Here is a 22,543-nt window from a genome sequence, read left to right as displayed (position 1 = left end):
GCCGTGGACGGGTCGTACGCTGGCGCACTGCTTCGAGGCGGGTCACCGATTCGCGTCCTTCCGGGAGAACAAGACGATGGGTAAGCCGTTGCTGGGCCAGATGATGGACATGCCGTTGCTGGTGTCGTCGTTGATCGCGCATGCCGCGCGGCATGCGGGCGACACGGAGATCGTGTCGAAGCGCGTGGAAGGCGACCTGCATCGCTACACGTACCGCGATTGCGAGCAGCGCGCGAAGCGGCTCGCACAGGCGCTTGCGCGGCTCGGCGTCGAATCGGGCGAGCGCGTCGGCACGCTCGCGTGGAACGGCTATCGGCATCTGGAGGCCTATTACGGGATCGGCGGGATGGGCGCCGTGTGCCACACGATCAACCCGCGCCTCTTTCCCGAGCAGATCGCGTACATCGTCAATCATGCGGAAGACCGCTACGTCTTCTTCGACATCAATTTCGCGCCGCTCGTCGATGCGATCGCGCCGCAGTGCCCGAATGTGAAGGGCTGGATCGCGATGACGGACGCCGCACACCTGCCGTCCGGCGCGACGCCGTACCTGTGCTACGAAACGCTCGTCGACGCCGAGGACGGCCGCTACGACTGGCCGCGCCTCGACGAACTGCAGGCGTCGGGCCTGTGCTACACGTCGGGCACGACCGGCAATCCGAAGGGCGTGCTGTATTCGCATCGTTCGACGGTGCTGCATGCATACGGCGCCGCGCTGCCCGATGCGATGAACCTGTCGGCGCTCGATGCCGTGCTGCCCGTCGTGCCGATGTTCCACGTGAACGCGTGGGGGCTGCCTTACGCGGTGCCGCTCACCGGCGGCAAGCTGGTGCTGCCCGGCAAGGATCTCGACGGCAAGTCGCTGTACGCGCTGATGGAGGCCGAGCGCGTGACGTTTTCCGCGGGCGTGCCGACCGTGTGGCTCGGGCTGCTCAACTACATGCGCGAGGCCGGCGTGCGCTTCTCGACGCTGAACCGCACGGTGATCGGCGGCTCCGCGTGCCCGCCCGCGATGCTGCGCACGTTCGAGGACGAGTACGGCGTGCGCGTGATCCACGCATGGGGGATGACCGAGCTGTCGCCGCTCGGCACGCTCGCGAAGCTGAACTGGGCGCAATCGCAGCGCTCGCCCGACGCGCAGCGCAAGCTGCTGGAAAAGCAGGGGCGCGTGATCTGCGGCGTCGACATGCGGATCGTCGGCGACGACGGGCACGAACTGCCGTGGGACGGCGTCGCGTTCGGCGAACTGCAGGTGCGCGGGCCGTGGGTGATCGACCACTACTTCAGGAGCGATACGTCGCCGCTGTCGGACGGCTGGTTCCCGACCGGCGACGTCGCGACGATCGACCCCGACGGCTTCCTGCAGATCACCGACCGCAGCAAGGACGTGATCAAGTCCGGCGGCGAATGGATCAGCTCGATCGACATCGAGAACGTCGCGATCGCGCATCCGGGCGTCGCCGAAGCGGCCTGCATCGCCTGTGCGCACCCGAAATGGACCGAGCGGCCGCTGCTCGTCGTGGTGCCGCGCGAAGGCGCGAGCCTGACCCGCGAGGCGCTGCTCGCGTTCTACGAGGGCAAGGTCGCGAAGTGGTGGGTGCCCGACGACGTCGTGTTCGTCGAATCGCTGCCGCACACGGCGACCGGCAAGCTGCAGAAGCTCAAGCTGCGCGAGTCCTTCCGCGACTACGTGCTGCCGACGGCGGTCTGCGAGTCGTAAGCCCCGTGGCCGGAGACGGCCTGCCGCACGGTTGCCCGATCCGGCCCCCGGATCGGGAAAAATTCAAATTGAACGACCGTGCTTTTTCGTTGTATGCTGCCTCCGTTCGATCCGGACATGCGGCCGTTCGACCGCGCACAATGAAGCGCAGCCACCCCGGCGCGCGATGCATGGAGGCAGGCAGATGGCAGTGGATTACTCGACTCGCGACGGCGTGGCCGTCATCACGCTCAACAATCCGCCCGTCAACGGGCTCGGCCTGTCGACCCGGCTCGGCGTCATGGACGCGCTCGAGCGTGCCGCGCAGGATCCGTCGGTCACGGCGATCGTGCTGACCGGCGCGGGCCGCGCGTTCTCGGGCGGCGCCGACATCACCGAATTCAATACCCCGAAGGCACTGCAGGAGCCGACGCTGCACACCGTGATCCGCGCGGTGGAGACGAGCGCGAAGCCGGTCGTCGCGGCGCTGCACAGCGTCGTGATGGGCGGCGGCCTGGAACTCGCGCTCGGTGCGCACTATCGCGTCGCGGCGCCGGGGGCGCAGATCGCGCTGCCCGAAGTGAAGCTCGGGCTGCTGCCGGGCGCCGGAGGCACGCAGCGCCTGCCGCGCGCGGTGGGGCTCGAAACCGCGCTGAACATGATCGTGTCGGGCGCGCCGGTGCCGTCGGAGCAACTCGCGAAGAGCGGGCTGTTCGACGCGATGGCCGACGGCGACCTGCTCGACGCGGCCGTCGCGTTCGCGCGCAAGGCCGGCGCGCAGAACGGGCCGCATCCGCGCGTGCGCGATCGCAAGATCGTCCACGAGAATGCGGCGGGTTTCATCCAGTTCGCGCGAAATTCCGCACAGGCCGCCGCACCCAATTTCCCCGCGCCGCACAAGTGCATCGATGCGATCGAGGCGGGCGTGCTGAACGGCTTCGACAAGGGCAGCGTCGCCGAGCGCGACGGTTTCGTCGCGCTGATGATGACGCCGGAAAGCCGCGCGCTGCGGCACGCGTTCTTCGGCGAACGCGCGGCGAGCAAGATTCCCGACGTGCCGCCGGATACGCCGGTGCGCGAGATTCGCCGCGTCGGCGTGATCGGCGCCGGCACGATGGGCGGCGGGATCGCGATGAACTTCATCAACGCGGGCCTGCCCGTCACGCTGCTCGAGACGAAGCAGGACGCGCTCGATCGCGGGCTCGCCACGATCCGCAAGAACTACGACGCGCAGGTGAAGAAGGGCAAGCTCACGCAGCAGAAGCTCGACGCGCGCATGGCGCTGATCGCGCCGACGCTGTCCTACGACGACCTGAAGGATGCGGACCTGATCATCGAGGCCGTGTTCGAGGAACTCGGCGTGAAGGAACAGGTGTTCGGCCAACTCGACGCCGTGGCGAAGCCCGGCGCGATTCTCGCATCGAACACGTCGACGCTCGACGTCGACAAGATCGCCGCCTTCACGAAGCGTCCGCAGGACGTCGTCGGCATGCACTTCTTCAGCCCCGCGAACGTGATGAAGCTGCTCGAGGTCGTGCGCGGCGCGCAGACCGCGAAGGACGTGCTCGCCACCGTGATGGCGGTCGCCAGGAAGATTCGCAAGACGGCGGTGGTGTCGGGCGTGTGCGACGGCTTCATCGGCAACCGGATGATCGAGCAGTACATCCGCCAGGCGCTCTTCATGCTCGAGGAAGGCGCGCTGCCCGCGCAGGTCGATCGTGCGATCGAGAAGTTCGGTTTTGCGATGGGCCCGTTCCGGATGAGCGACCTCGCCGGCAACGACATCGGCTGGGCGATCCGCAAGCGCCGCTATGTCGAGCAGCCCGATCTGCAGTACTCGAAGATCGCCGATCGCCTGTGCGAGCTGGGCCGTTTCGGCCAGAAGACGGGCGGCGGCTGGTACGACTACGTGCCGGGCGAGCGCAAGGCGAAGCCGTCGGCGCTCGTCGACGAGATGGTCGTCGCGTATTCGAAGGAGCGCGGCGTCGAGCGGCGCAAGATCGGCGACGACGAGATCGTCGAGCGGCTCGTGTTCGCGCTCGTCAACGAAGGCGCGAAGATCCTCGAGGAAAAGATCGCGTCGAAGGCGTCCGACATCGACATGGTCTATCTGACCGGCTACGGCTTTCCGCTGTGGCGCGGCGGCCCGATGTTGTACGCCGACATGGTCGGCCTCTACAACGTCGAGCGCGCGATTCGCCGCTATGCGGCCGCGCCGAACGGCGACGCGTGGCAGCTTGCGCCGTCGATCGTCGAGCTGGCCCGAGCCGGGCGCGGGTTCAACGGCTGACGGCGCGGCGTGACGGCGCGACCGGCCCAATCAGGAGAAACGCAATGAAACGCACCGACGACGTGCTGCTCGTGATCGACGTGCAATACGACTTCATGCCGGGCGGCGCGCTCGCGGTGCCGGACGGCGACGCGGTCGTGCCGGTGATCAACGCGCTCGCGCAGCGCTTCGACCAGGTCGTGCTGACGCAGGACTGGCACCCGCGCGAGCACGTGTCGTTTGCCGCGAACCATCCGGGGCGCGAGCCGTTCTCGACGCTCGCGCTGCCGTACGGCGAGCAGGTGCTGTGGCCCGTGCACTGCGTGCAGGACACGGAAGGCGCGGCGCTGCATCGCGACCTCGACATCCCGCATGCCAGGCTCGTGATCCGCAAGGGCGGCGACGCGCAGGTCGACAGCTATTCCGCGTTCGTCGAAGCCGATCGCACGACGCGCACGGGGCTCGCCGGCTATCTGCGCGAGCTTGGCGCGAAGCGCGTGTGGTGTTGCGGGCTCGCGACCGACTATTGCGTCGCATGGTCGGCGCTCGATGCGCGCGCGGCGGGCTTCGACGCCGCGGTGATCAACGATGCGTGCCGCGCCATCGACCTGAACGGGTCGCTCGCGTACGCATGGCAACAGATGCAGGCGGCGGGCGTCGCACACGTGACGTCCGCGGGCGCGCGCCCGACGGCGTAGCGCATTCCCATCCGATTCAGCAGGACCGAAGGAGACTCGCATGACCGAAGCCGTAATCGTATCGACCGCACGCACGCCGCTCGCGAAATCGTGGCGCGGCGCATTCAACATGACGCACGGCGCGACGCTCGGCGGCCACGTGGTTGCCGCCGCGCTCGAACGCGCGAAGCTCGACCCCGCGCGCGTCGAGGACGTGATCATGGGCTGCGCGAATCCCGAAGGCGCGACCGGCGCGAACATCGCGCGCCAGATCGCGCTGCGCGCCGGGCTGCCGGTCAGCGTGCCGGGGATGACCGTGAACCGTTTCTGCTCGTCGGGTCTGCAGACGATCGCACTGGCCGCGCAGCGGATCATCGCAGGCGAGGGCGACGTGTATGTGGCGGGCGGCGTCGAATCGATTTCGTGCGTGCAGAACGAGATGAACCGGCACATGATCCAGGAAGGCTGGCTCGTCGAGCACAAGCCCGAGATCTACTGGAACATGCTGCAGACGGCCGAGAACGTCGCGAAGCGCTACGGGATCGCGAAGGACCGGCAGGATGCCTATGGCGTGCAGTCGCAACTGCGCGCGGCGGCCGCGCAGGAAGCCGGGCGCTTCCGCGACGAAATCGTGCCGATCACCGTGCGTGCGGGCATCGCCGACAAGGCGACGGGCCGGCTGTTCACGCAGGAGGTGACGGTGTCGGCCGACGAAGGCATCCGGCCCGACACGACGCTCGAAGGCGTGTCGAAGATCCGTTCGGCCTTGCCGGGCGGCGTGATCACCGCCGGCAACGCGAGCCAGTTTTCCGACGGCGCATCGGCGTGCGTCGTGATGAGCGCCGATGTCGCGCAGCGCGAAGGGCTGCAGCCGCTCGGCGTGTTCCGCGGCTTCGCGGTGGCCGGCTGCGAGCCGGACGAGATGGGCATCGGTCCGGTGTTCGCGGTGCCGAAGCTGCTGAAGCAGGCGGGGCTGAAGGTCGACGACATCGGCCTGTGGGAGCTGAACGAAGCGTTCGCGGTGCAGGTGCTGTATTGCCGCGACACGCTCGGGATTCCTGACGAGCGCCTGAACGTGAACGGCGGCGCGATCGCGGTCGGCCACCCGTACGGCGTGTCGGGCGCGCGCCTGACGGGCCACGCGCTGATCGAAGGGAAGCGCCGCGGCGTGAAATACGTGGTGGTCACGATGTGCATCGGCGGCGGGCAGGGCGCGGCCGGCCTGTTCGAAATCGTCTGATCTTTGTCCGCCGGCGGTGGCGGTTTGGCGGGGTAAACGTCGCGACCCCGGCGCGAATCCGCGATGATCGGGTGCAATTCGTAACGAAGAGAGGGTAAACGGCGTCTGCCGGGTGATGCCGTTTCCCCTTACTTGTCAAACGAATTGCCGCCCTTATACTTGCTCTGTCATTTGTCTTTCGGCGGGATGGGCCCGCGCGTGCGTCGTTCCGGCGTACGCGACGCGTTCCCGGCAGCCGGCGCAGATGCATCGTGCGTTTCCGGCGCCATGGACGTTCGAACCACGCAGCAGACCGAACGGGGACCGAATTGAGTACGACCTATGCCGCCGGGGAACCGCCGCGCGTCGTGAGCGCGGCCGCGAGGCTCTACGCAAAATGCCTGCTGGTCGGATTCGCATTGCTGCCGGCCTATCTGATCGCCTATCTGTGGTTTTTCAGCGACCCGCACGCCGTGTTCGAGAGTCATGCATTCCATGAACTCGCGATCGCGGCCGCGACCCTCGAGGGCGCGTTCGTCACCTACGTGACGTGGGTCTGCTACCGGTCGTCCGGCGAGCCGTTGCTGCGCTGGCTCACGCTCGGCTTTCTCGGCTTCGCGATGATCTACGCGTTGCACGGCGCATTCACCGGGATGGCGCACCACAACATCTGGCTGTTCCTGCTGTACGGGCCCGCGTCGCGCCTCGTGATGTCGATCCTGCTGCTGACCGGCCTGCTGTCGTATGCCGAGCCGCCCGATCGCATCGAGAAGCGCACGCGTGCGCGCACGTGGCTGCCGTGGATCGTGTTCTTCGTGATCGTCAACGTGGCGGTCGCGTACATCGCGTATTCGCCCGTCGCAGGCGCGCTCGGGACGCGGATGTCGATGGAAGGCGGCGCGCTCGTGTTTTCCCTGCTCAACGTCGGCGTGCTCCTCGCGCGGCGCATCCGTTCGCCGCTGATGGTGATCTACGGCATGTCGATCACGGCGTTCGCGCTGTCGTCGCTCGCGTTCATGCTCGGCAAGCCGTGGAATCACATGTGGTGGCTCGCGCATGCCATCTTCGCGGGCGGGTTCTTCCTGCTCAGCTACGGCGTGGTGCAGGCGCTGCAGACGACGCGCTCGTTCTCCGCGATCTACAGCCAGGAAGACCTGATGAGCCGGCTGTCGGAATCGATGGCGCGCACCGAGAGCGCCCTGCAGGAATTGCGGCGCACGAACCAGAAGCTCGAATACATGGCCGCGACCGATCCGATGACGGGCGCGTCGAACCGTCGCCAGTTCATCGCGCAGGTCGAGCGCGAGATCGTGCGCGCGGAACGCGACGGCACGCCGTTCTGCCTGCTCACGCTCGATCTCGACAATTTCAAGAACATCAACGACGCATACGGGCATCAGATCGGCGACGAGGTGCTGCGCGGCGTCGTGCGCCAGTGTCTCGAGGCGATTCGTCCGGCGGGTGCGCTCGCGCGGGTCGGCGGCGAGGAGTTCATGGCGCTGTTGCCGGAGATGCCGCTCGAAGGGGCGCGCATGACGGCCGAGCGCGTCCGCTCGTCGATCGCGAGCGCGCCGTTCGGTCTGGATTTCAAGCGCGTGCAGGTGACGGTCAGCGTCGGCGTTGCGCAGTACGGCGTCGACGGGAGCACGGTCGATGCGTTGCTGCGAGTGGTCGACGAGCGGTTGTATCAGGCGAAGCGGGACGGACGGAACCGGGTCGTGTCGCGGTGAACCGCGCGAGTCCGTGCGGCAGTGCGGAGCATCCCGGACCGTATCATGTCGGTCTGACGAGACCGGACATGATGCATGAACGACAAGAGCACGCCTGACGACGACAATATCGCAAAGGCCGATGCGCGACGCAGTGTTTCGACGACCGGGTACGCACGGCGCGACGCCGGGCAACGCAAGGCACGCAGGACTTCAACGCGCAAACCCGTCGATATGGCCGCGCTCGGCGCGACGCGCGCATCGATGCGCCGACGCGTGAACGGGTTCTTGCTGGTCGGCGTGGCCCTTTTGCTGAGTGCTGCCGTCTGGGCCTATGCCTCGATCTCGGCGGCTTCGCGCATGACGGAAACCGAGGCCGTCGTCGTCGGATTTTCACACGACGGCTACGACGCCGGCCACTACCGGACCGTCTATCGATTCGTCACCGCGAACGGCGAAGCCGTCGAGGTGAAGGGGCAGATGGCCACGACGTCGCCAAGCGCTGATCCGGGCGACAGGGACCGGCTCTATTACGACCCGACTCACCCGGCCGACGGCGTGATCTTCGCCGGGTTTTTCGAGCGGTGGTTCGGCGTCGGGATCCTGACCATTCTGGGCACCGTGTTTGCCGGGATCGGCGTGCTGGTCGGACGGGATGGCTCGTCGTCGACGGAGCCCGGGCAAACTGCCGGGCATGCGTCTGGTGCGAAATCCCAATCCAAAGCAATGAGCATGATGGCCGGGCTCGCGCTCGTCGCCGGATTGCCGTTGTTGCTGGGTACCGGCCTGCTGGGCGGCGCAGGGGCACTTTACGTACACAACCAGAAGCAGGTTCGAGATTATGTTCACACGACCGGACAGATCGTCGGGATGGCGGAGCGCAAACGCAGTGATCGCGGCGCCGGCAGTATGTATTCGGCGATCGTCACGTTCAGGACGGACACCGGCCGGACCATCACTTTTGCGCAGGGTTCGTCGTCCAGCAATTCGCTGAATACCGGGGACACCGTTCGGGTGCTCTACGATCCCCGCAATCCCGATCGCGCGGTCGTGCGCAGTTTCGGCGAGCAGTGGGGGGCGATCCTCATCCTGTGCGCGATCGGATTGCCGTTTGTCGCGGTCGGCGTGGGCTTTGGCGGCTGCGCTGCCCTGGATGCGTGGCGTTATCGCCGGAAGAAACGCAAGGCCCGCTGAGCGACGCGGATGGATTGCGGTTGGGCGTGGCGGTGCCGGCCCGGTGCGCAAGCTGACGATCGCGCGCGGCAACCCATATCGCCTGCCGCACGACCAGGTCATCGTGCCGTGATACGCGGAACGCGTGGATTTCGGCCGCGGCGCCTGGTTCGCGCTCGGCATCCCGACGTCGGCGACGATCCGCTGCAGTGCGTCGTCCGGCGGCGTGCCGAACCGCGGCGCGAAGCCGACCGCAGGATGTGGCAACGCTGTCCGGCTGGCGCTGAAGCGATCACGCGATAGCGATGCGGCCGCCGAACGAACGCGCGTCGACTTCAGCGGATTTGTCCACCCTCCTCATTGCCTTCGCGTCGCAGGCACAACCTCGACGGTAACGTGCGACAAATTTCTGAATTGCTGCAGGATACGGTGATAGAAGCGGGCATCGCGCTGCGGGTTGTCCGTCACCACGGACACGACCGCACTCATGTGCCCCGGCCCGAGTCGCCACACATGCAGGTCGCCGACGCGGTCGCCATTGCCCTCGATCGCGCCACGCACGTGGTCCGTCAGACGCCGATCCGAATTCATGTCGAGCAGGATTGCGCCGGTGTCGCGCAGCAGGCCGTACGACCAGTTCGCGATGACCAGCGCGCCGATGATGCCGGCCAGCGGATCCATCCATAGCCAGCCGAACGCACGCGCGAGCAGCAGCCCGACGATCGTCAGCACGGAAACGGCCGCATCGGCGATCACGTGGATGTAGGCAGAGCGGATGTTGTGATCGCGCGCGGCCGCACCGTGGTCGTGTTCCTCGAACGCCAGCGCGTGCTCGCGGCCGTTCAGGCGGACGATCGCCTTGAACGCATGCGGCTCGGGGATGGCTTCCGTCGATTCCAGATAGCCGCCACGATCTTGCATCGCGAATGTCTGCCGCGTACCGTCTGGACGGACCGTCGTCACCGATACGGCGCCGGCATCGACCGGCTGCGTCTCCTGCGTCTCCTGCGTCTCCCGCGTCGCGGGCGCCATGCGGAAAACCGGCGGCACGCCATCTTCGAACACCGACACGACGAATACACCCTGCCGATCGAAGATCTGGTGCGTTTCCTCTTCGTCATGGTCGTGGCCGTGATGATGCCCATGACCGTGACCGTGGTTGTGGCCGTGATGATCGCCGCTCAGCAGCCAGACGCTCGCGATGTTGACGAGCAGGCCGGCGACCGCGATCGGAATCGCCTCGCCGAAATGGATCGGAACCGGAGCGAGCAGGCGCGCGACGGCCTCGTACCCGATCAGCATCGCGATCATCGCGAGCACGATCGCGCTGGTGAAGCCCGCCAGATCGCCGAGCTTGCCGGTGCCGAACACAAAGCGCGGGTCGTTCGCGTGTTTGCGCGCATAGGTATAGGCGAGCGCGGCGATCAACATCGCGCCCGCGTGCGTCGACATGTGCAGGCCGTCGGCGATCAGCGCCAGCGAGCCGAAAATCGATCCGCCGACGATCTCGGCCACCATCATCGCCGCGCACAGCGCGATGACCGTCCAGGTTCTGCGTTCGTTCTGTTCGTGCGCGGCACCGAGAAAGATGTGGTCGTGCCCTGCGCCGAAGGCATCGTTCTTGAAATCGTTCATCGCTCCCCCGATTATTTGAAGTAGCTGTGAACGACTTCGATCAGTTGTTCGGTCGCGCTGCCTTCGTCGTGGTGATCTTCGGCATCGACCAGATGGCTGCGGATGTGATCTTCGAGCACGACCGCAAGCAGCCCATTCATCGCGCCGCGACCGCTCGTGATCAGGCGGAGGATTTCGTTGCACCCGCGCTCGTCCTCCAGCGCGCGTTCGATGGCTTCGACCTGTCCCTTGATCCGGCGGACACGGTTCAGCAGCTTCTGCTTTTCCTTGATGGTGTGGCTCATGGTAGTCCCTTCACATATAGTGGGGGGGACTATAAACCCAATTGCCTTCCCATATAGGGGGTGGGGGTATAGTTCGGGGGATGAATGTCTCTTTGCCGACGATTTCGTACCGATGGCGCCAGAGTTTCGGTCCGCCCGGTCGAATTTCGATCTCGCCCATCGGCGCCGGTAATTTTGATAGGCTTGCTGTCTGCCTCGACTTGCCGAATCTTGACGTCGGCGAGTGGCATGATGAAGAGGCGGGTATCGGGTCGGCGATGCTCGAACGTACCCGCTTTCCTACCCGTTTTTCGTGCGGATGTGGACGGTGAGCCATGAACTGCGGCGAACCGCCGAGCGTCCGCTAACCCCCGCCACGCAATGCCTTCGCGGCATTTGTCGAACTGGCGCGAACTCGTGAGAACTACATGATCAGGCACATAGTGATGTGGAAGTTGAAGGAATCGGCGGAAGGCGGCACGCGCGCGCAAAACGCACTCCGGCTGAAGGAAAAGCTCGAAGGCTGCCGCGATCTCGTGCCCGGGATCCTGCAGCTCGACGTCGGCGTGGCGACGCCGGGCCTCGATGCGACCAGCGACGTCGTGCTCGTGTCCGATTTCGCGGACCAGGCCGCACTCGATGCGTACCAGGTGCACCCCGTTCACCAGGAAGTGAAGAAATTCGTCGTGGCGGTGGCCGAATCGCGCCAGTGCGTCGACTACCTGTCCGACAGCGCACGATGAGCGACGCGGCAGCCCCGGCGGACGGTCCGTCGATCGAAAGCCCGTTCGTCGACCTGCTCGGCGTGCGGCTGGTATCCGCGAAGGACGGTGCGAGCGAGATCGTGCTGCCGCTCGACGAACGGCACATGAACACGTGGAGCATCGCGCACGGCGGCGTGACGATGACGCTGTCGGACATCGCGCTCGCGATGGCCGCACGTAGCCTGACCGATGACGGCGTCGGCGTCGTCACGGTCGAGATGAAGGTGAACTTCATGCAGCCCGGGCGCGGCGAGTTGCGCGCATACGGGCGCGTGATGCATCGGTCGACGACGATGGCGTACTGCGAAGGCGAAGTGCGCGACAGCGACGGCAACTTCGTCGCGAAGGCGCTCGGCACGTTCAAGTACATGCGGCGGCTCGCGGTCGGCCGCGACATCAAGCGGCAACGCACGCGCACGGTGCCGGACGCGCAGCCCGGCCCGAGCGACGTGTAAGCGCTGCCACGCGCGGCCCTGCCTGGTCACGGGCAGGGCCGCTTTGTTTTGGGGCATGGGCGCGCGGGCTCCCGCCGCCGCAATGCCGGGTGAATGAAACGAAGGAGGCAGCAATGAACACGGTCAACCGCCAGATCCTGCTCGTGTCGCGCCCGCAAGGTGCCGCGAGCGTCGACAACTTCCGGCTCGTCGAGACGCCGCTCGCGCCGCTCGCCGACGGCGAACTGCGCGTACGCAACCATTTCCTGTCGCTCGATCCGTACATGCGCGGACGCATGAGCGACGCGAAGTCGTACGCGGTGCCGCAGCCGCTGAACGAAGTGATGATCGGCGGCACGGCGGGCGAGGTGGTCGAATCGCGGCACCCGGATTTTGCGGTTGGCGAGCACGTGGTCGGCCCCTTGGGCTGGCAGGAATACGGCACGTCGAACGGCAGCGGACTGCGCAAGGTCGACACGTCGCGGGTGCCGCTGTCCGCATGGCTCGGCGTGACCGGCATGCCGGGCGTGACCGCGTGGGTCGGGCTGAACCGGATCATTGCGCCGAAGGCCGGCGATACCGTCGTCGTCAGCGCGGCGAGCGGTGCGGTCGGCAGCGTCGTCGGCCAGCTCGCGAAGCGCGCCGGATGCCGCGCGGTCGGCATCGCGGGCGGCCCCGACAAGTGCCGGTACGTGGTCGACACGCTCGGCTTCGACGCGTGCGTCGACTACAAGGCCGGCCGGCTTGCCGACGACCTGGCCGCCGCGACGCCGGACGGCGTCGACGGCTGCTTCGAGAACGTCGGCGGTGCGGTGCTCGACGCGACGATGGCGCGGATGAACGCGTTCGGCCGCATCGCCGTGTGCGGGATGATCTCCGGTTACGACGGCGCCGTCGCGCCGCTCGCGAATCCCGGCCTGATCCTGCGTTCGCGGCTGACGATGCAGGGCTTCATCGTGTTCGAACATCCCGACGCATGGCCGCCCGCGCTGGCCGAGCTGGGCGAACTCGTCGCGACGCGCCAGCTGCATTACCGCGAGACGATCGCACACGGGCTCGAGCGAGCGCCCGACGCGTTCCTGGGGCTGCTGAAGGGCCATAATTTCGGCAAGCAGCTCGTGCAGCTCGTCTGACCCGCACGTGGCATCATGTGACGCTTGTCCGTTCACGGCGCCACGCGCGCCGTTCTCGCCCATGCCGCTGAATCCGAAGATCGCCCAGGTGCTCGACATGGTCGAGCGCGCGAAACGTCCGTCCTATCACCAGCAGACGCCGCAGCAGGCGCGCGCCGCGTACGAGAAGAGCGCGCCGATCCTCGACGTCGCGCCGGCGCCGATGCATTCGGTCGAAGCGTGCGTCGTGCCGACGCGCGACGGCCGCACGATCGGCGCGCGGCTGTACCTGCCGGTCGAGCCGAGCCTCGCCGAACCGCTGCCCGCGCTCGTCTACTACCACGGCGGCGGCTTCACGGTCGGCAGCATCGATACGCACGACGCGCTGTGCCGGATGTTCGCGCGCGACGCACAGTGCGCGGTGCTGTCGGTCGACTACCGGCTCGCGCCCGAGCACAAGTTTCCGACCGCGGTGAACGACGCCGACGACGCAGTGCGCTGGCTGCATCGCGAGGCCGCCGCATTCGGCATCGACGCCGCGCGACTCGCGGTCGGCGGCGACAGCGCGGGCGGCACGCTGGCAACGGTCTGCGCAGTGCTCGCGCGTGACGCGGGCATCGATCTTGCGCTGCAGATGCTGATCTATCCGGGCGTGACGGGCTACCAGGACACCGAATCGCACGCGCGGCTCGCGAGCGGCCATCTGCTGACGCAGGACACGATCCAGTGGTTCTTCGGGCAATACGTCCGCGACCGCTCGGATCGCGACGACTGGCGCTTCGCGCCGCTCGACGGCAAGCGCGATGCGCCGTCGTTCGCGGGCGTCGCGCCGGCATGGATCGCGACGGCCGAATACGATCCGCTGAGCGACGAAGGCGCCGCTTACGCGGACAAGCTGCGCGCGGCCGGCAATACGGTCACGCTGGTCTGCTATCCTGGGATGATCCACGAGTTCTTCAAGATGGGCGGCTATGTGCCCGAAGTGCGCGCCGCGCATGCCGACGCGGTGGCGGCGCTCAAGGCCGCATTCGACGCCGTTTGACGGCGTTGGCGGCGGCGCGGGCGCCGCGCGGAGGAAGCGATGACGGACAGCTGGGTGGAAACGGGCGACTGGACGTCGCTCGGCGGCGATGCCGCGCGTATTCGCGATGCGGTGTTCGTGCGCGAACAGCGGATTCCGCCGGAATGGGAACTCGATGACGAGGATCTGCTGTCGCTCCATGCCGTCGCTTACCGGGTCGACATGACGATCGGCCGCGTCGCGGTGCTGGCCGACGCGCGCGGGCAGGGCACCGGGTCAGCCGTGCTGCACGCGCTGCTGGATGCGGCGCGGCACCGCGGCGAACCGCTCGTGCGGCTCTACGCGCTGGATGCCGCGGTGTCGTTTTACGAGCGGCACGGCTTCGCGGCCGTCGGCGAACCGTTCGTCGAAGTCGGCGTGCGGCACGTCGAGATGGCGCGCGCGCCGTAGCGCCGCGCGCCTGTTCAGCGCGGCTTCGTCGCGTCGATGTCGAACGTGACGGCGCGCTCGAACGTGCCCGGGCGCACGGTGCGGTGCGAGCCGTCGTCGTCGCAGCGTTCCTTGATGTCGACCGTCAGCCGCACGCCTTCCTTCATCGTCACGCGCAGCGCGGTCGTGCCGCGCGTGCCGTATTCGGGCGTTTCGATGAACGCGGCCGACAGCGCACGTTCGCGCTCGAGCGGAATGCCGGTGTGCGGCAGCGCATCGTCGTCGGCGACATGCGTGTCGCGCATCAGCTCGATCAACTCGTCGAGCGACGGCGTCGGGTTGTCGGTCAGCAGCGTGCCGAGTTCCGCGCGCTTGCGCACGACTTTCGGCCAGGGCGTGTCGAGCCGCGCATTCGACAGCGCGTGCACGCCGGCGGTGATCGCCACCGGCGCGGCGACGCCCGTTTCGCCTTCGGCCGCGCGGTTGCAGAACCACGCGAGCTCGCGGCGCTTCCAGTCGCCGACGAGCAGGTTGAAGCCGTTGTATACGGCCGCGTGCTCGGCCAGTGCGCCGAGATAATCGAGCGGCGCGACGGACGGGCCGCCGAGGAAGTCGGAGACGAGCTTGCCGCGGGTCGGCGCGCCCGCGCGAATGTCGAACGGCGCGCGGTAGTTCGTCAGCGCCGCGAAGCGACCGTCGCGCGATACGCCGAGCCACGTGCCGCCGGCTTCGAGATCGCGGCCGGCCAGCACGCCCGGCACGTCCTCCCACCATGAAAGCGGCGCGCTCGTGCGACGGAAGAACTCGTCGCGGTTGGCGGTGAGGGTAAAGACGGGACCGGCGGCGGCATCAGGCTGCCAGTCGAAGGCAATCAGACACATCGGGCGAATCTCTCGCAGGAAACATCGGGCGCCGGCTGCAACGTGCGCACCGGCGCGCGAACGGGTTATCAGTGCATCACACTTCCGTCGGCCACGTGTACGGCAGCGCATCGAACGCGAGCGCCGGACCGTCGGCCGAACCGAGGTGCACCGTGCCGCTGTCGAGCGCGGCCAGCTTGATCTCGACGAGCGCGTCGACGCCGCCCGCGGGCGCTGCCGCCGCATTGACGATCATCCCGCACGGCTGGCCCGGATCGTCGCTGTGGAACAGCTCGATGCCGGCATGCACGGTGTCGGTCTCGCCGGCGACGTGCGCGAGCGCGGTGCGGCGCTTGATCGTCCCGCGATACTGGCTGCGTGCGACGATTTCCTGGCCCGGGTAGCACCCCTTCCTGAAGTTAACGGCGCCGATCACGTCGAAGTTGACCATCTGCGGCACGAACTGTTCGACGGCCGGCTGCGTGATGCGCGGCTCGCCCGCGCGAACGTCGAGCCAGTCCCACACGGCGGGAGACACCACCGGCAGCGTGCCGGCGAGCGCGGCGAGGCGCGCGTCGACTTCCGCGCGCGGCCCGATCCACAGGTAGCGCTTGCGGCCAGCGGCATCCGGCACGCGAATCAGCGCGCCGGCCGGGCCGTCGACCTTCACGTGCACGCCGTCCGGCAGCGCGTCGAAGATGCCCGACAGCGCGTCGCGCACGTCGCCGGCGAAGCCGACCACCGCGAGCGCGTCGCTCGCGTCCGTGAGCTTCGCCTTGGCGCGCAGCACGAACATCGACAGCCGTTTCTGCACGGCGGCCTGCACGTCCTTCGAGACCAGCAGGCGCACGCCGTGACCGGCGCGCCACGCGAGGAACGACGCGAGCAGGCGGCCCTTCGGCGAGCAATAGCCGGACAGGCGCGCGCTCGCGGCATCGAGATGCTCGATGTCGTTGGTGAGCTGGCTGTGCAGGAACGTCGCGGCGTCGTCGCCGGCCACGTCGATCACGCCGAACTGCGCGAGCGGCATGCAGGCGCCCGGCGCGTCGAAATCGGCGGCGGACGGGCGGGGGAAAACGGGGAGCGAGGCAGATGCGGCCTGGGCAGCCGGTGAAGCGAACGGTGTGCTCATGGAATGAGGGAACAGTCAACCCTGACTTTGACGAAGGCGAGCAAGTATTATATGGGTCTTACCTGAGTCACGTTTCCATGTCCCTACTGAAGAAATGCGCCGCGACTGTCGTGGCGCTGGCCGTCGTTGTGGCCGCTGCCGGCGCGGGCGGCGGGTATTACTGGGCGAGCCGGCCGTTGCTGCTGGGCGCCGCGTCGCTCGACGTCACGATCAAGCCGCGCAGCAGCGTGAAAAGCGTCGCGGTGCAGCTCAAGCGCGGCGGCGTGCCGATCGAGCCGTTCGGGTTCGTCGCGATGACGCGGCTGCTCGGGCTGTCGAGCCGGCTGAAGTCCGGCAACTACGAATTCAAGACCGGGATCACGCCTTATGAAGTGTTGCAGAAGATCGCGCGCGGCGACGTGAACGAATACGTCGCGACGGTGATCGAAGGCTGGACCTTCAAGCGGATGCGTGCGGAACTCGACGGCAATCCCGATCTGGTGCACGCGACGGCCGGCATGAGCGATGCCGAGCTGCTGCGCGCGATCGGCGCGTCGGACACCGCGATCCAGCGCGGCAGCGGCGAGGGGCTGTTCTTTCCCGACACCTACCTGTTCGACAAGGGCACGAGCGACCTGAACATCTACCGGCGCGCGTACCACCTGATGCAGACGCGCCTCGACGAAGCATGGGCCGCGCGTGCGCCGGGGCTGCCGTACAAGACGCCTTACGATGCGCTGACGATCGCGTCGATCGTCGAAAAGGAAACGGGCCATGCGGCCGATCGCGGATTCGTCGCGGCCGTGTTCGCGAACCGGCTGCGCATCGGGATGCCGCTGCAAACCGATCCGTCGGTGATCTACGGTCTCGGCGACGCGTACGATGGCCACCTGCGCAAGCGCGACCTGCAGGCGGACACTCCTTACAATACCTATACGCGCCGCGGGTTGCCGCCGACGCCGATTGCCCTGCCGGGCGTTGCCTCGCTGCAGGCGGCGATCAATCCGGCCCGGACGAGCGCGCTGTATTTCGTCGCGAAGGGCGACGGCACGAGCGTGTTCTCGGACACGCTCGGCGATCACAACAAGGCCGTGGACAAGTACATACGAGGTCAATAAATGGCGAGCGGTAAATTCATCACGTTCGAAGGCATCGACGGGGCGGGGAAGACCACCCACCTGCAATGGTTCTGCGAACGCCTGCAAGACAAGCTGGCCGCGAGCGGCCGGCAGGTCGTCGTCACGCGCGAGCCGGGCGGCACGCAGCTCGGCGAGAAGCTGCGCGAGATCCTGCTGAACCAGCCGATGGATCTCGAGACCGAAGCGCTGCTGATGTTCGCTGCGCGCCGCGAGCATCTGGCACTCGTGATCGAACCCGCGCTCGCGCGCGGCGACTGGGTCGTGTCCGATCGCTTCACCGACGCGACGTTCGCGTACCAGGGCGGCGGCCGCGGGCTGCCGCGCGACAAGCTCGAGACGCTCGAGCGCTGGGTGCAGGGCGGTTTCCAGCCGGACCTGACGGTGCTGTTCGACGTCGCGCCGCAAGTCGCGAGCGAGCGCCGCGGCGCCGCGCGCATGCCGGACAAGTTCGAAAGCGAGTCGGACGCGTTCTTCTCGCGCACGCGCAGCGAATACCTGCGGCGCGCGGAAGAGGCGCTGCACCGCTTCGCGATCGTCGACGCGACGCAGTCGATTCCCGAGATTCGCCAGCAGCTCGAACGCGTGCTCGCCGCGCTGTAACACGCAAGGAACGCACGACATGATCTATCCGTGGCAGACCGACGACTGGAACCGCCTGCAGCAACTGCGCGCGCAATGGCCGCACGCGCTGCTGCTGCACGGCCAGGCCGGGATCGGCAAGCTGCAGTTCGCGCAGCATCTCGCCCAGGGCTTCCTGTGCGAAGCGCCGCAGCCGAACGGCGAGCCGTGCGGCACCTGCGCGGCCTGTACGTGGTTCGCGCAAGGCAACCATCCGGACTACCGGATCGTGCTGCCGGAGGCGCTCGCGGGCGAAGCGCCCGGCGCGGCCGACGATGCGAAGCCGGCCGACGCGGACGACGGCGGCAAGAAGACGCGCGCACCCAGCAAGGAAATCAAGATCGAGCAGGTGCGTGCGCTGCTCGACTTTTGCGGAGTCGGCTCGCACCGCGGCGGCGCGCGCGTCGTCGTGCTGTATCCGGCCGAGGCGCTGAACGTCGCTGCGTCGAACGCGCTGCTGAAGACGCTCGAGGAGCCGCCGTCGGGCGTCGTGTTCCTGCTGGTGTCGGCGCGTATCGACCGGTTGCTGCCGACGATCATCAGTCGCTGCCGCCAGTGGCCGATGACCGTGCCGGCGCCCGAGACGGCCCAGGCGTGGCTCACGGCGCAAGGCGTGGACGATGCGCGTGCGCTGCTCGCCGAAGCCGGCGGCGCGCCGCTCGCCGCGCTGGCGCTCGCGAGCGACGAGAATCGGCCGCTGCGCGACTTCACGCTCGGCCAGCTCGCGGCCGGCGCCGCGTGCGATCCGTTCGCGTGCGGCGAGGCGCTGCAGAAGCTGCCGATGCCGCTCGTGCTCGGCTGGTTGCAGCGCTGGCTGTACGATCTGCTCGCGCAGCGGATGGCGGGCGCGCCGCGTTACTTCCCGACGCACGCGACGGCGCTCGCGCGCTGCGCCGAGGCGGTCGACGCGAATGCGTTCGCGCGCTTCATGAAGGCCGTGACGCGCCAGCGTACCGTCGAGAACCATCCGCTCAACGCGCGGCTCGTATTCGAGGAACTGTTTCTCGGTTATCGGGAAATGTTTTCGTGAGCGGGGATTATTTCCGCCGGGTAGGGAAACGATTGCCGGCGAGCGCGTGAGCGCCCGCCTTACGTATTCAGGAAACACGATGTTCGTCGATTCTCACTGCCACATCAATTTCAAGGGTCTCGCCGACCGCCTGCCGGCCGTGCTGGAGAACATGCGCGAGCACGACGTCACGCACGCGCTGTGCGTGTCGGTCGACTTCGAGACGCTGCCCGACGTGCTCGCGATCGCGCAGGCGCACGACAACGTCTACGCATCGGTCGGCGTGCATCCGGATCACGAGGACGCACGGGAGCCGACGCTCGCCGAGCTGGTCGAGCTGGCCGCGCACCCGAAGGTCGTCGCGATCGGCGAGACGGGCCTCGACTACTACCGGCTCGAAGGCCGCTCGATCGCCGACATGGAGTGGCAGCGCGAACGCTTTCGCACGCATATCCGTGCGGCGAGCGCGACCATGAAGCCGCTGATCATCCACACGCGCTCGTCGTCGGAAGACACGCTGCGGATCATGGCCGAGGAGCGCGCGGACGTGCCGGGCGGCGTGATGCACTGTTTCACCGAGCCGTGGCCGGTTGCCGAGCAGGCGCTCGCGCAGAACTTCCATATCTCGCTGTCGGGCATCGTCACGTTCAAGAACGCCACCGACGTACAGGACGTCGCGCGGCGCGTGCCGCTCGACCGGCTGCTGATCGAGACCGACTCGCCGTACCTCGCGCCGGTGCCGTATCGCGGCAAGCCGAATGAACCTGCGTACGTCAGCCATGTCGGACGCTTTATCGCATCGGAACGCGGGATCGCCGTCGAGGCGCTCGCCGATGCGACGACGCAAAATTTTTTCCGGCTGTTCAAGATCGCTCGCTAACGACGCGCGGCACAGCCCACAACCCAGGGAAGGAGCCCACAACAATGACGAAGCCGACCACATACCTGCCCAAGCGCGCACTCGTCGCCGCCGCGCTCGTCGCGAGCGGCCTGTTTGCTGCCGCCGGCGCACACGCCGAGTCGCTCGACGCTGTCGTCAAGGCGGTCAAGTTCGACGACATCGCCGACATCGGCCAGCAACTCAAGAGCGGCAAGCTCGATCCGAACACGCTCGCGCCGAACGGCGATCCGCTGCTCGTGATCGCCGCGCGCGAGAAGTCCGACAAGGTCGCCGCGGCGCTCGCCACGACGCCGAACGTCGATCTCGAGAAGGAAGACAAGGCCGGCGAGAACGCGCTGATGCTCGCGTCGCTGAACGGCGACGTCGGGCTCGTCAAGCTGCTGATCGACAAGGGCGCGGAAGTCAGCAAGAAGGGCTGGGCGCCGCTGCACTACGCGGCCACCAACGGCCAGGACGCGGTCGTGAAGATCCTGCTCGACCACGACGCCTACATCGACACCGCGTCGCCGAACGGCACGACGCCGCTGATGATGGCCGCGCGCGGCAACCATGCGTCGACGGTCACGCTGCTGCTCGACCAGGGCGCCGATCCGCAGGTCAAGAACCAGCTCGGCATCACCGCGCTCGATTTCGCGAAGCACTACAAGGCGCCGGACGCCATCGAGATTCTGACCAAGCGGACGGTGCGCATCGGCGCCTCGACGCCGGCAGATGCGCAAAAGAGTGCAAAATGACGGTTTCGGCGCGACGGCGGGGCGCGCCCGGCCGGCCGGAAACCGGCCGGCAGCGGGCGTCCGGCCGCCGCGCCGGTCAGCGCAGTGAGCGGCCTTCGGGCCGCATTGACATAAGGAACACCATGTTGCGGGCTATGTTTTGTGCCGCGGCGTTTGCCGTGCCGTTGTCGGCGGCGGCGTTCACGGGCGCGGATCTCGACCGGCTGTGCGCGAAGACGGACGTCAAGTCGCGAGCATCGTGCGCGGCCTACATCGAAGGCGCCGCCGATGGCGTCTACAACACCATCGACGCGATCGGCGGCACCACCGGGCCGCGCGTCGGGCAGTATTTCTGCCTGCCGCCCGACATCCGGGCGCAGCAGATGACCGACGCGGTGCGCAAGTACATCGCGGAGAATCCGAAGCTGGCCGACTACAACGCGAGCACCGCGGTGTCGCTCGGTCTCGGCAAGGCGTTTCCCTGCAAGGGCGGCAACTGATTTGACGCCGCGTCCGGGTGCGTGCGACACCCGGACATCGCCGACGCATCCAGGACGAGGCCGATGCGCCTCATAACCGAAGCATCCCGGGCGCCGATGATTTCAATCGAGGAATTGCAGCGCATCGCCGATGCGCCGCTGCATTCGTGGCTCGGCACGCTGTTCGTGTCGGTCGTCGTCGTGCTGGTCGTCGTGATCGTGCATCGACTCGGTGCACGCATCGTCAAGCGTATCGCGCAGCCGTATCCGCTGATGAGCGTGATCCTGCGCTACATCGACAAGCCGTCGCTCGTCACGCTCGCGCTGCTCGCGCTCGAATTCCTGTGGATCCAGGCCGACGAAGGCATGTCGTTCGTGCGCGGGATGCGCACCGCGGCCGCGGTCGGCTCGATCGTCTCGCTGACCTGGCTGCTGGTGCGGCTCGCGGCCGGCGTCGGCGATGCGATCATCCAGGCCCATCCGATGGATACGGCCGACAACCTGCACGCACGGCGCATCCATACGCAGGCCAAGGTGCTCGTGCGGACGGTCATGGTGCTGATCGTGATCATCGGCACGGGCGCCGCGCTGATGACGTTCCCGAACGTGCGCCAGGTCGGCGCGAGCCTGCTGGCGTCGGCCGGCGTCGCGGGTCTCGTCGCCGGTATCGCCGCGCGGCCGGTGCTCGGCAACCTGATCGCCGGACTGCAGATCGCGCTCACGCAGCCGGTCCGGCTCGACGACGTCGTCGTGATCCAGGGCGAATGGGGCCGCATCGAGGAAATCACCGGTTCGTTCGTGTCGGTGCGGCTGTGGGACCAGCGGCGGCTCGTCGTCCCGCTGCAGTGGATCATCGAAAACCCGTTCACGAACTGGACGCGCAGCAGCTCGGAGATCATCGGCACGGTGTTCCTGTCGGTCGACTACCGCACGCCGCTCGCGCCGCTGCGCGAGGAGCTTGCGCGGCTCGTCCATGCGGCGCCCGAGTGGGACGGCCGCGTGCAGGTGCTGCAGGTGACCGACGCGACCGAGCGCACGATGCAGTTGCGCGCGCTGGTGAGTGCCGCCGATGCGTCGGCGTGCTGGGATCTGCGCTGCCGCGTGCGCGAGGGATTGATCGCGTACCTGCAGGCGCGCTATCCGCAATGCCTGCCGCGCAGCCGGATGGAGCTGTATCCGCACGATTCGGCGCCGGAAGAGCCCAATCCCGAGCGGCCGCACGCGCGTCCGCCTGCCGCCAGCACGGCGGCCAATACCGCGGCCGACCCGAAGGCCACCGAAGGCCGCTGAACGCGCGCCCGTACCTGCT

At 67.7% G+C, this 22,543-nt stretch carries 22 protein-coding genes; 18 read left to right on the top strand and 4 right to left on the bottom strand.

The features are described 5' to 3' along the window. The first annotated feature begins 76 nt into the window (after positions 1-76). The 6 genes from BME24068_RS13705 to BME24068_RS13680 all read left to right on the top strand — a co-directional run bounded on the left by BME24068_RS13705 (position 77) and on the right by BME24068_RS13680 (position 8,767). Positions 77-1,720: a 3-(methylthio)propionyl-CoA ligase gene (locus tag BME24068_RS13705; RefSeq protein WP_096503119.1), complete on the top strand. Its 1,644-nt coding sequence runs from the start codon at positions 77-79 to the stop codon at positions 1,718-1,720. A gap of 184 nt (positions 1,721-1,904) precedes the next feature. Then, positions 1,905-3,989, top strand: coding sequence for a 3-hydroxyacyl-CoA dehydrogenase NAD-binding domain-containing protein (locus BME24068_RS13700; RefSeq protein WP_174926404.1), 2,085 nt, complete (start codon positions 1,905-1,907; stop codon positions 3,987-3,989). Positions 3,990-4,033: 44 nt separating this feature from the next. Beyond that, positions 4,034-4,666 (top strand): bifunctional nicotinamidase/pyrazinamidase, encoded by a 633-nt coding sequence (gene pncA, locus BME24068_RS13695; protein WP_174926403.1) that lies wholly within the window; start codon positions 4,034-4,036, stop codon positions 4,664-4,666. 40 nt (positions 4,667-4,706) lie between these two features. Continuing rightward, positions 4,707-5,885: an acetyl-CoA C-acyltransferase gene (locus BME24068_RS13690; RefSeq protein ID WP_096503113.1), complete on the top strand. Its 1,179-nt coding sequence runs from the start codon at positions 4,707-4,709 to the stop codon at positions 5,883-5,885. A 308-nt stretch (positions 5,886-6,193) separates the two neighbouring features. Next, positions 6,194-7,594 (top strand): sensor domain-containing diguanylate cyclase, encoded by a 1,401-nt coding sequence (locus BME24068_RS13685; protein WP_174926402.1) that lies wholly within the window; start codon positions 6,194-6,196, stop codon positions 7,592-7,594. A 75-nt stretch (positions 7,595-7,669) separates the two neighbouring features. Next, positions 7,670-8,767: a DUF3592 domain-containing protein gene (locus BME24068_RS13680; protein WP_174926401.1), complete on the top strand. Its 1,098-nt coding sequence runs from the start codon at positions 7,670-7,672 to the stop codon at positions 8,765-8,767. Positions 8,768-9,103: 336 nt separating this feature from the next. Here the strand turns inward: BME24068_RS13680 and dmeF are convergent, their stop codons facing one another. Further along, a complete protein-coding gene (dmeF, locus tag BME24068_RS13675; RefSeq protein WP_174926400.1) occupies positions 9,104-10,381 on the bottom strand; it encodes a CDF family Co(II)/Ni(II) efflux transporter DmeF in 1,278 nt (425 codons plus the stop codon). Positions 10,382-10,392: 11 nt separating this feature from the next. Then, the gene (locus tag BME24068_RS13670) at positions 10,393-10,665 is read right to left on the bottom strand and encodes a metal/formaldehyde-sensitive transcriptional repressor (RefSeq protein WP_096503105.1); all 273 of its coding nucleotides are present in this window, start codon (positions 10,663-10,665) and stop codon (positions 10,393-10,395) included. Positions 10,666-11,072: 407 nt separating this feature from the next. On the opposite strand from BME24068_RS13670, the gene BME24068_RS13665 reads away from it, so the two are divergent. From BME24068_RS13665 to BME24068_RS13645, 5 genes are all read left to right on the top strand, one after another. Beyond that, positions 11,073-11,387, top strand: coding sequence for a Dabb family protein (locus BME24068_RS13665; protein ID WP_096503103.1), 315 nt, complete (start codon positions 11,073-11,075; stop codon positions 11,385-11,387). Beyond that, a complete protein-coding gene (locus BME24068_RS13660) occupies positions 11,384-11,863 on the top strand; it encodes a PaaI family thioesterase (RefSeq protein WP_174926399.1) in 480 nt (159 codons plus the stop codon). The genes BME24068_RS13665 and BME24068_RS13660 overlap by 4 nt, the downstream gene beginning before the upstream one ends. Before the next feature lie 113 nt (positions 11,864-11,976). After that, positions 11,977-12,975, top strand: a complete 999-nt coding sequence (locus BME24068_RS13655; protein WP_174926398.1) for an NADP-dependent oxidoreductase — start codon at positions 11,977-11,979, stop codon at positions 12,973-12,975. A gap of 61 nt (positions 12,976-13,036) precedes the next feature. After that, on the top strand, positions 13,037-13,996 hold the full coding sequence (locus BME24068_RS13650) for an alpha/beta hydrolase (protein ID WP_096503097.1): 960 nt from the start codon (positions 13,037-13,039) through the stop codon (positions 13,994-13,996). 39 nt (positions 13,997-14,035) lie between these two features. Continuing rightward, positions 14,036-14,425 (top strand): GNAT family N-acetyltransferase, encoded by a 390-nt coding sequence (locus BME24068_RS13645; RefSeq protein WP_174926397.1) that lies wholly within the window; start codon positions 14,036-14,038, stop codon positions 14,423-14,425. 14 nt (positions 14,426-14,439) lie between these two features. On the opposite strand, the gene BME24068_RS13640 is transcribed toward BME24068_RS13645, so the two are convergent. Then, complete coding sequence (locus BME24068_RS13640; protein ID WP_096503093.1) at positions 14,440-15,285, bottom strand: NRDE family protein; 846 nt, start codon at positions 15,283-15,285, stop codon at positions 14,440-14,442. A 76-nt stretch (positions 15,286-15,361) separates the two neighbouring features. Continuing rightward, complete coding sequence (ygfZ, locus tag BME24068_RS13635) at positions 15,362-16,396, bottom strand: CAF17-like 4Fe-4S cluster assembly/insertion protein YgfZ (RefSeq protein WP_174926396.1); 1,035 nt, start codon at positions 16,394-16,396, stop codon at positions 15,362-15,364. A gap of 77 nt (positions 16,397-16,473) precedes the next feature. Here ygfZ and mltG point away from each other — a divergent pair, with 77 nt between their 5' ends. The 7 genes from mltG to BME24068_RS13600 all read left to right on the top strand — a co-directional run bounded on the left by mltG (position 16,474) and on the right by BME24068_RS13600 (position 22,524). After that, positions 16,474-17,493 carry an endolytic transglycosylase MltG gene (gene mltG / locus BME24068_RS13630; protein ID WP_096503089.1) on the top strand — a complete coding sequence of 340 codons (1,020 nt, stop codon included), beginning with the start codon at positions 16,474-16,476 and terminating at the stop codon, positions 17,491-17,493. After that, the gene (gene tmk / locus BME24068_RS13625) at positions 17,494-18,114 is read left to right on the top strand and encodes a dTMP kinase (RefSeq protein ID WP_096503087.1); all 621 of its coding nucleotides are present in this window, start codon (positions 17,494-17,496) and stop codon (positions 18,112-18,114) included. 19 nt (positions 18,115-18,133) lie between these two features. Continuing rightward, positions 18,134-19,162: a DNA polymerase III subunit delta' gene (locus BME24068_RS13620; RefSeq protein ID WP_174926395.1), complete on the top strand. Its 1,029-nt coding sequence runs from the start codon at positions 18,134-18,136 to the stop codon at positions 19,160-19,162. A gap of 79 nt (positions 19,163-19,241) precedes the next feature. Then, positions 19,242-20,021, top strand: coding sequence for a TatD family hydrolase (locus tag BME24068_RS13615; RefSeq protein WP_096503083.1), 780 nt, complete (start codon positions 19,242-19,244; stop codon positions 20,019-20,021). Between the two features lie 44 nt (positions 20,022-20,065). Beyond that, positions 20,066-20,776: an ankyrin repeat domain-containing protein gene (locus BME24068_RS13610; RefSeq protein WP_096503081.1), complete on the top strand. Its 711-nt coding sequence runs from the start codon at positions 20,066-20,068 to the stop codon at positions 20,774-20,776. 122 nt (positions 20,777-20,898) lie between these two features. Next, entirely contained in the window at positions 20,899-21,255 is a 357-nt protein-coding gene (locus BME24068_RS13605; RefSeq protein ID WP_031399254.1) for a Rap1a/Tai family immunity protein, read from the top strand. A 96-nt stretch (positions 21,256-21,351) separates the two neighbouring features. After that, positions 21,352-22,524 (top strand): mechanosensitive ion channel family protein, encoded by a 1,173-nt coding sequence (locus BME24068_RS13600; RefSeq protein ID WP_174926394.1) that lies wholly within the window; start codon positions 21,352-21,354, stop codon positions 22,522-22,524. Positions 22,525-22,543: the final 19 nt, after the last annotated feature.

It is taken from the genome of Burkholderia anthina, assembly GCF_902498995.1.
GTDB lineage: Bacteria > Pseudomonadota > Gammaproteobacteria > Burkholderiales > Burkholderiaceae > Burkholderia > Burkholderia anthina.
Note: the sequence above shows the minus strand (reverse complement) of the source record. Positions and strands in the feature narration are given on the sequence as shown.

Coding starts and splice junctions, on each gene's coding strand:
- BME24068_RS13705 (WP_096503119.1), top strand. CDS start 77: ATGGGTAAGCCGTTGCTGGGCCAGATGATGGACATGCCGTTGCTGGTG.
- BME24068_RS13700 (WP_174926404.1), top strand. CDS start 1,905: ATGGCAGTGGATTACTCGACTCGCGACGGCGTGGCCGTCATCACGCTC.
- pncA (WP_174926403.1), top strand. CDS start 4,034: ATGAAACGCACCGACGACGTGCTGCTCGTGATCGACGTGCAATACGAC.
- BME24068_RS13690 (WP_096503113.1), top strand. CDS start 4,707: ATGACCGAAGCCGTAATCGTATCGACCGCACGCACGCCGCTCGCGAAA.
- BME24068_RS13680 (WP_174926401.1), top strand. CDS start 7,670: ATGAACGACAAGAGCACGCCTGACGACGACAATATCGCAAAGGCCGAT.
- dmeF (WP_174926400.1), bottom strand. CDS start 10,381: ATGAACGATTTCAAGAACGATGCCTTCGGCGCAGGGCACGACCACATC.
- BME24068_RS13670 (WP_096503105.1), bottom strand. CDS start 10,665: ATGAGCCACACCATCAAGGAAAAGCAGAAGCTGCTGAACCGTGTCCGC.
- BME24068_RS13665 (WP_096503103.1), top strand. CDS start 11,073: ATGATCAGGCACATAGTGATGTGGAAGTTGAAGGAATCGGCGGAAGGC.
- BME24068_RS13660 (WP_174926399.1), top strand. CDS start 11,384: ATGAGCGACGCGGCAGCCCCGGCGGACGGTCCGTCGATCGAAAGCCCG.
- BME24068_RS13655 (WP_174926398.1), top strand. CDS start 11,977: ATGAACACGGTCAACCGCCAGATCCTGCTCGTGTCGCGCCCGCAAGGT.
- BME24068_RS13650 (WP_096503097.1), top strand. CDS start 13,037: ATGCCGCTGAATCCGAAGATCGCCCAGGTGCTCGACATGGTCGAGCGC.
- BME24068_RS13645 (WP_174926397.1), top strand. CDS start 14,036: ATGACGGACAGCTGGGTGGAAACGGGCGACTGGACGTCGCTCGGCGGC.
- BME24068_RS13640 (WP_096503093.1), bottom strand. CDS start 15,285: ATGTGTCTGATTGCCTTCGACTGGCAGCCTGATGCCGCCGCCGGTCCC.
- ygfZ (WP_174926396.1), bottom strand. CDS start 16,396: ATGAGCACACCGTTCGCTTCACCGGCTGCCCAGGCCGCATCTGCCTCG.
- mltG (WP_096503089.1), top strand. CDS start 16,474: ATGTCCCTACTGAAGAAATGCGCCGCGACTGTCGTGGCGCTGGCCGTC.
- tmk (WP_096503087.1), top strand. CDS start 17,494: ATGGCGAGCGGTAAATTCATCACGTTCGAAGGCATCGACGGGGCGGGG.
- BME24068_RS13620 (WP_174926395.1), top strand. CDS start 18,134: ATGATCTATCCGTGGCAGACCGACGACTGGAACCGCCTGCAGCAACTG.
- BME24068_RS13615 (WP_096503083.1), top strand. CDS start 19,242: ATGTTCGTCGATTCTCACTGCCACATCAATTTCAAGGGTCTCGCCGAC.
- BME24068_RS13610 (WP_096503081.1), top strand. CDS start 20,066: ATGACGAAGCCGACCACATACCTGCCCAAGCGCGCACTCGTCGCCGCC.
- BME24068_RS13605 (WP_031399254.1), top strand. CDS start 20,899: ATGTTGCGGGCTATGTTTTGTGCCGCGGCGTTTGCCGTGCCGTTGTCG.
- BME24068_RS13600 (WP_174926394.1), top strand. CDS start 21,352: ATGATTTCAATCGAGGAATTGCAGCGCATCGCCGATGCGCCGCTGCAT.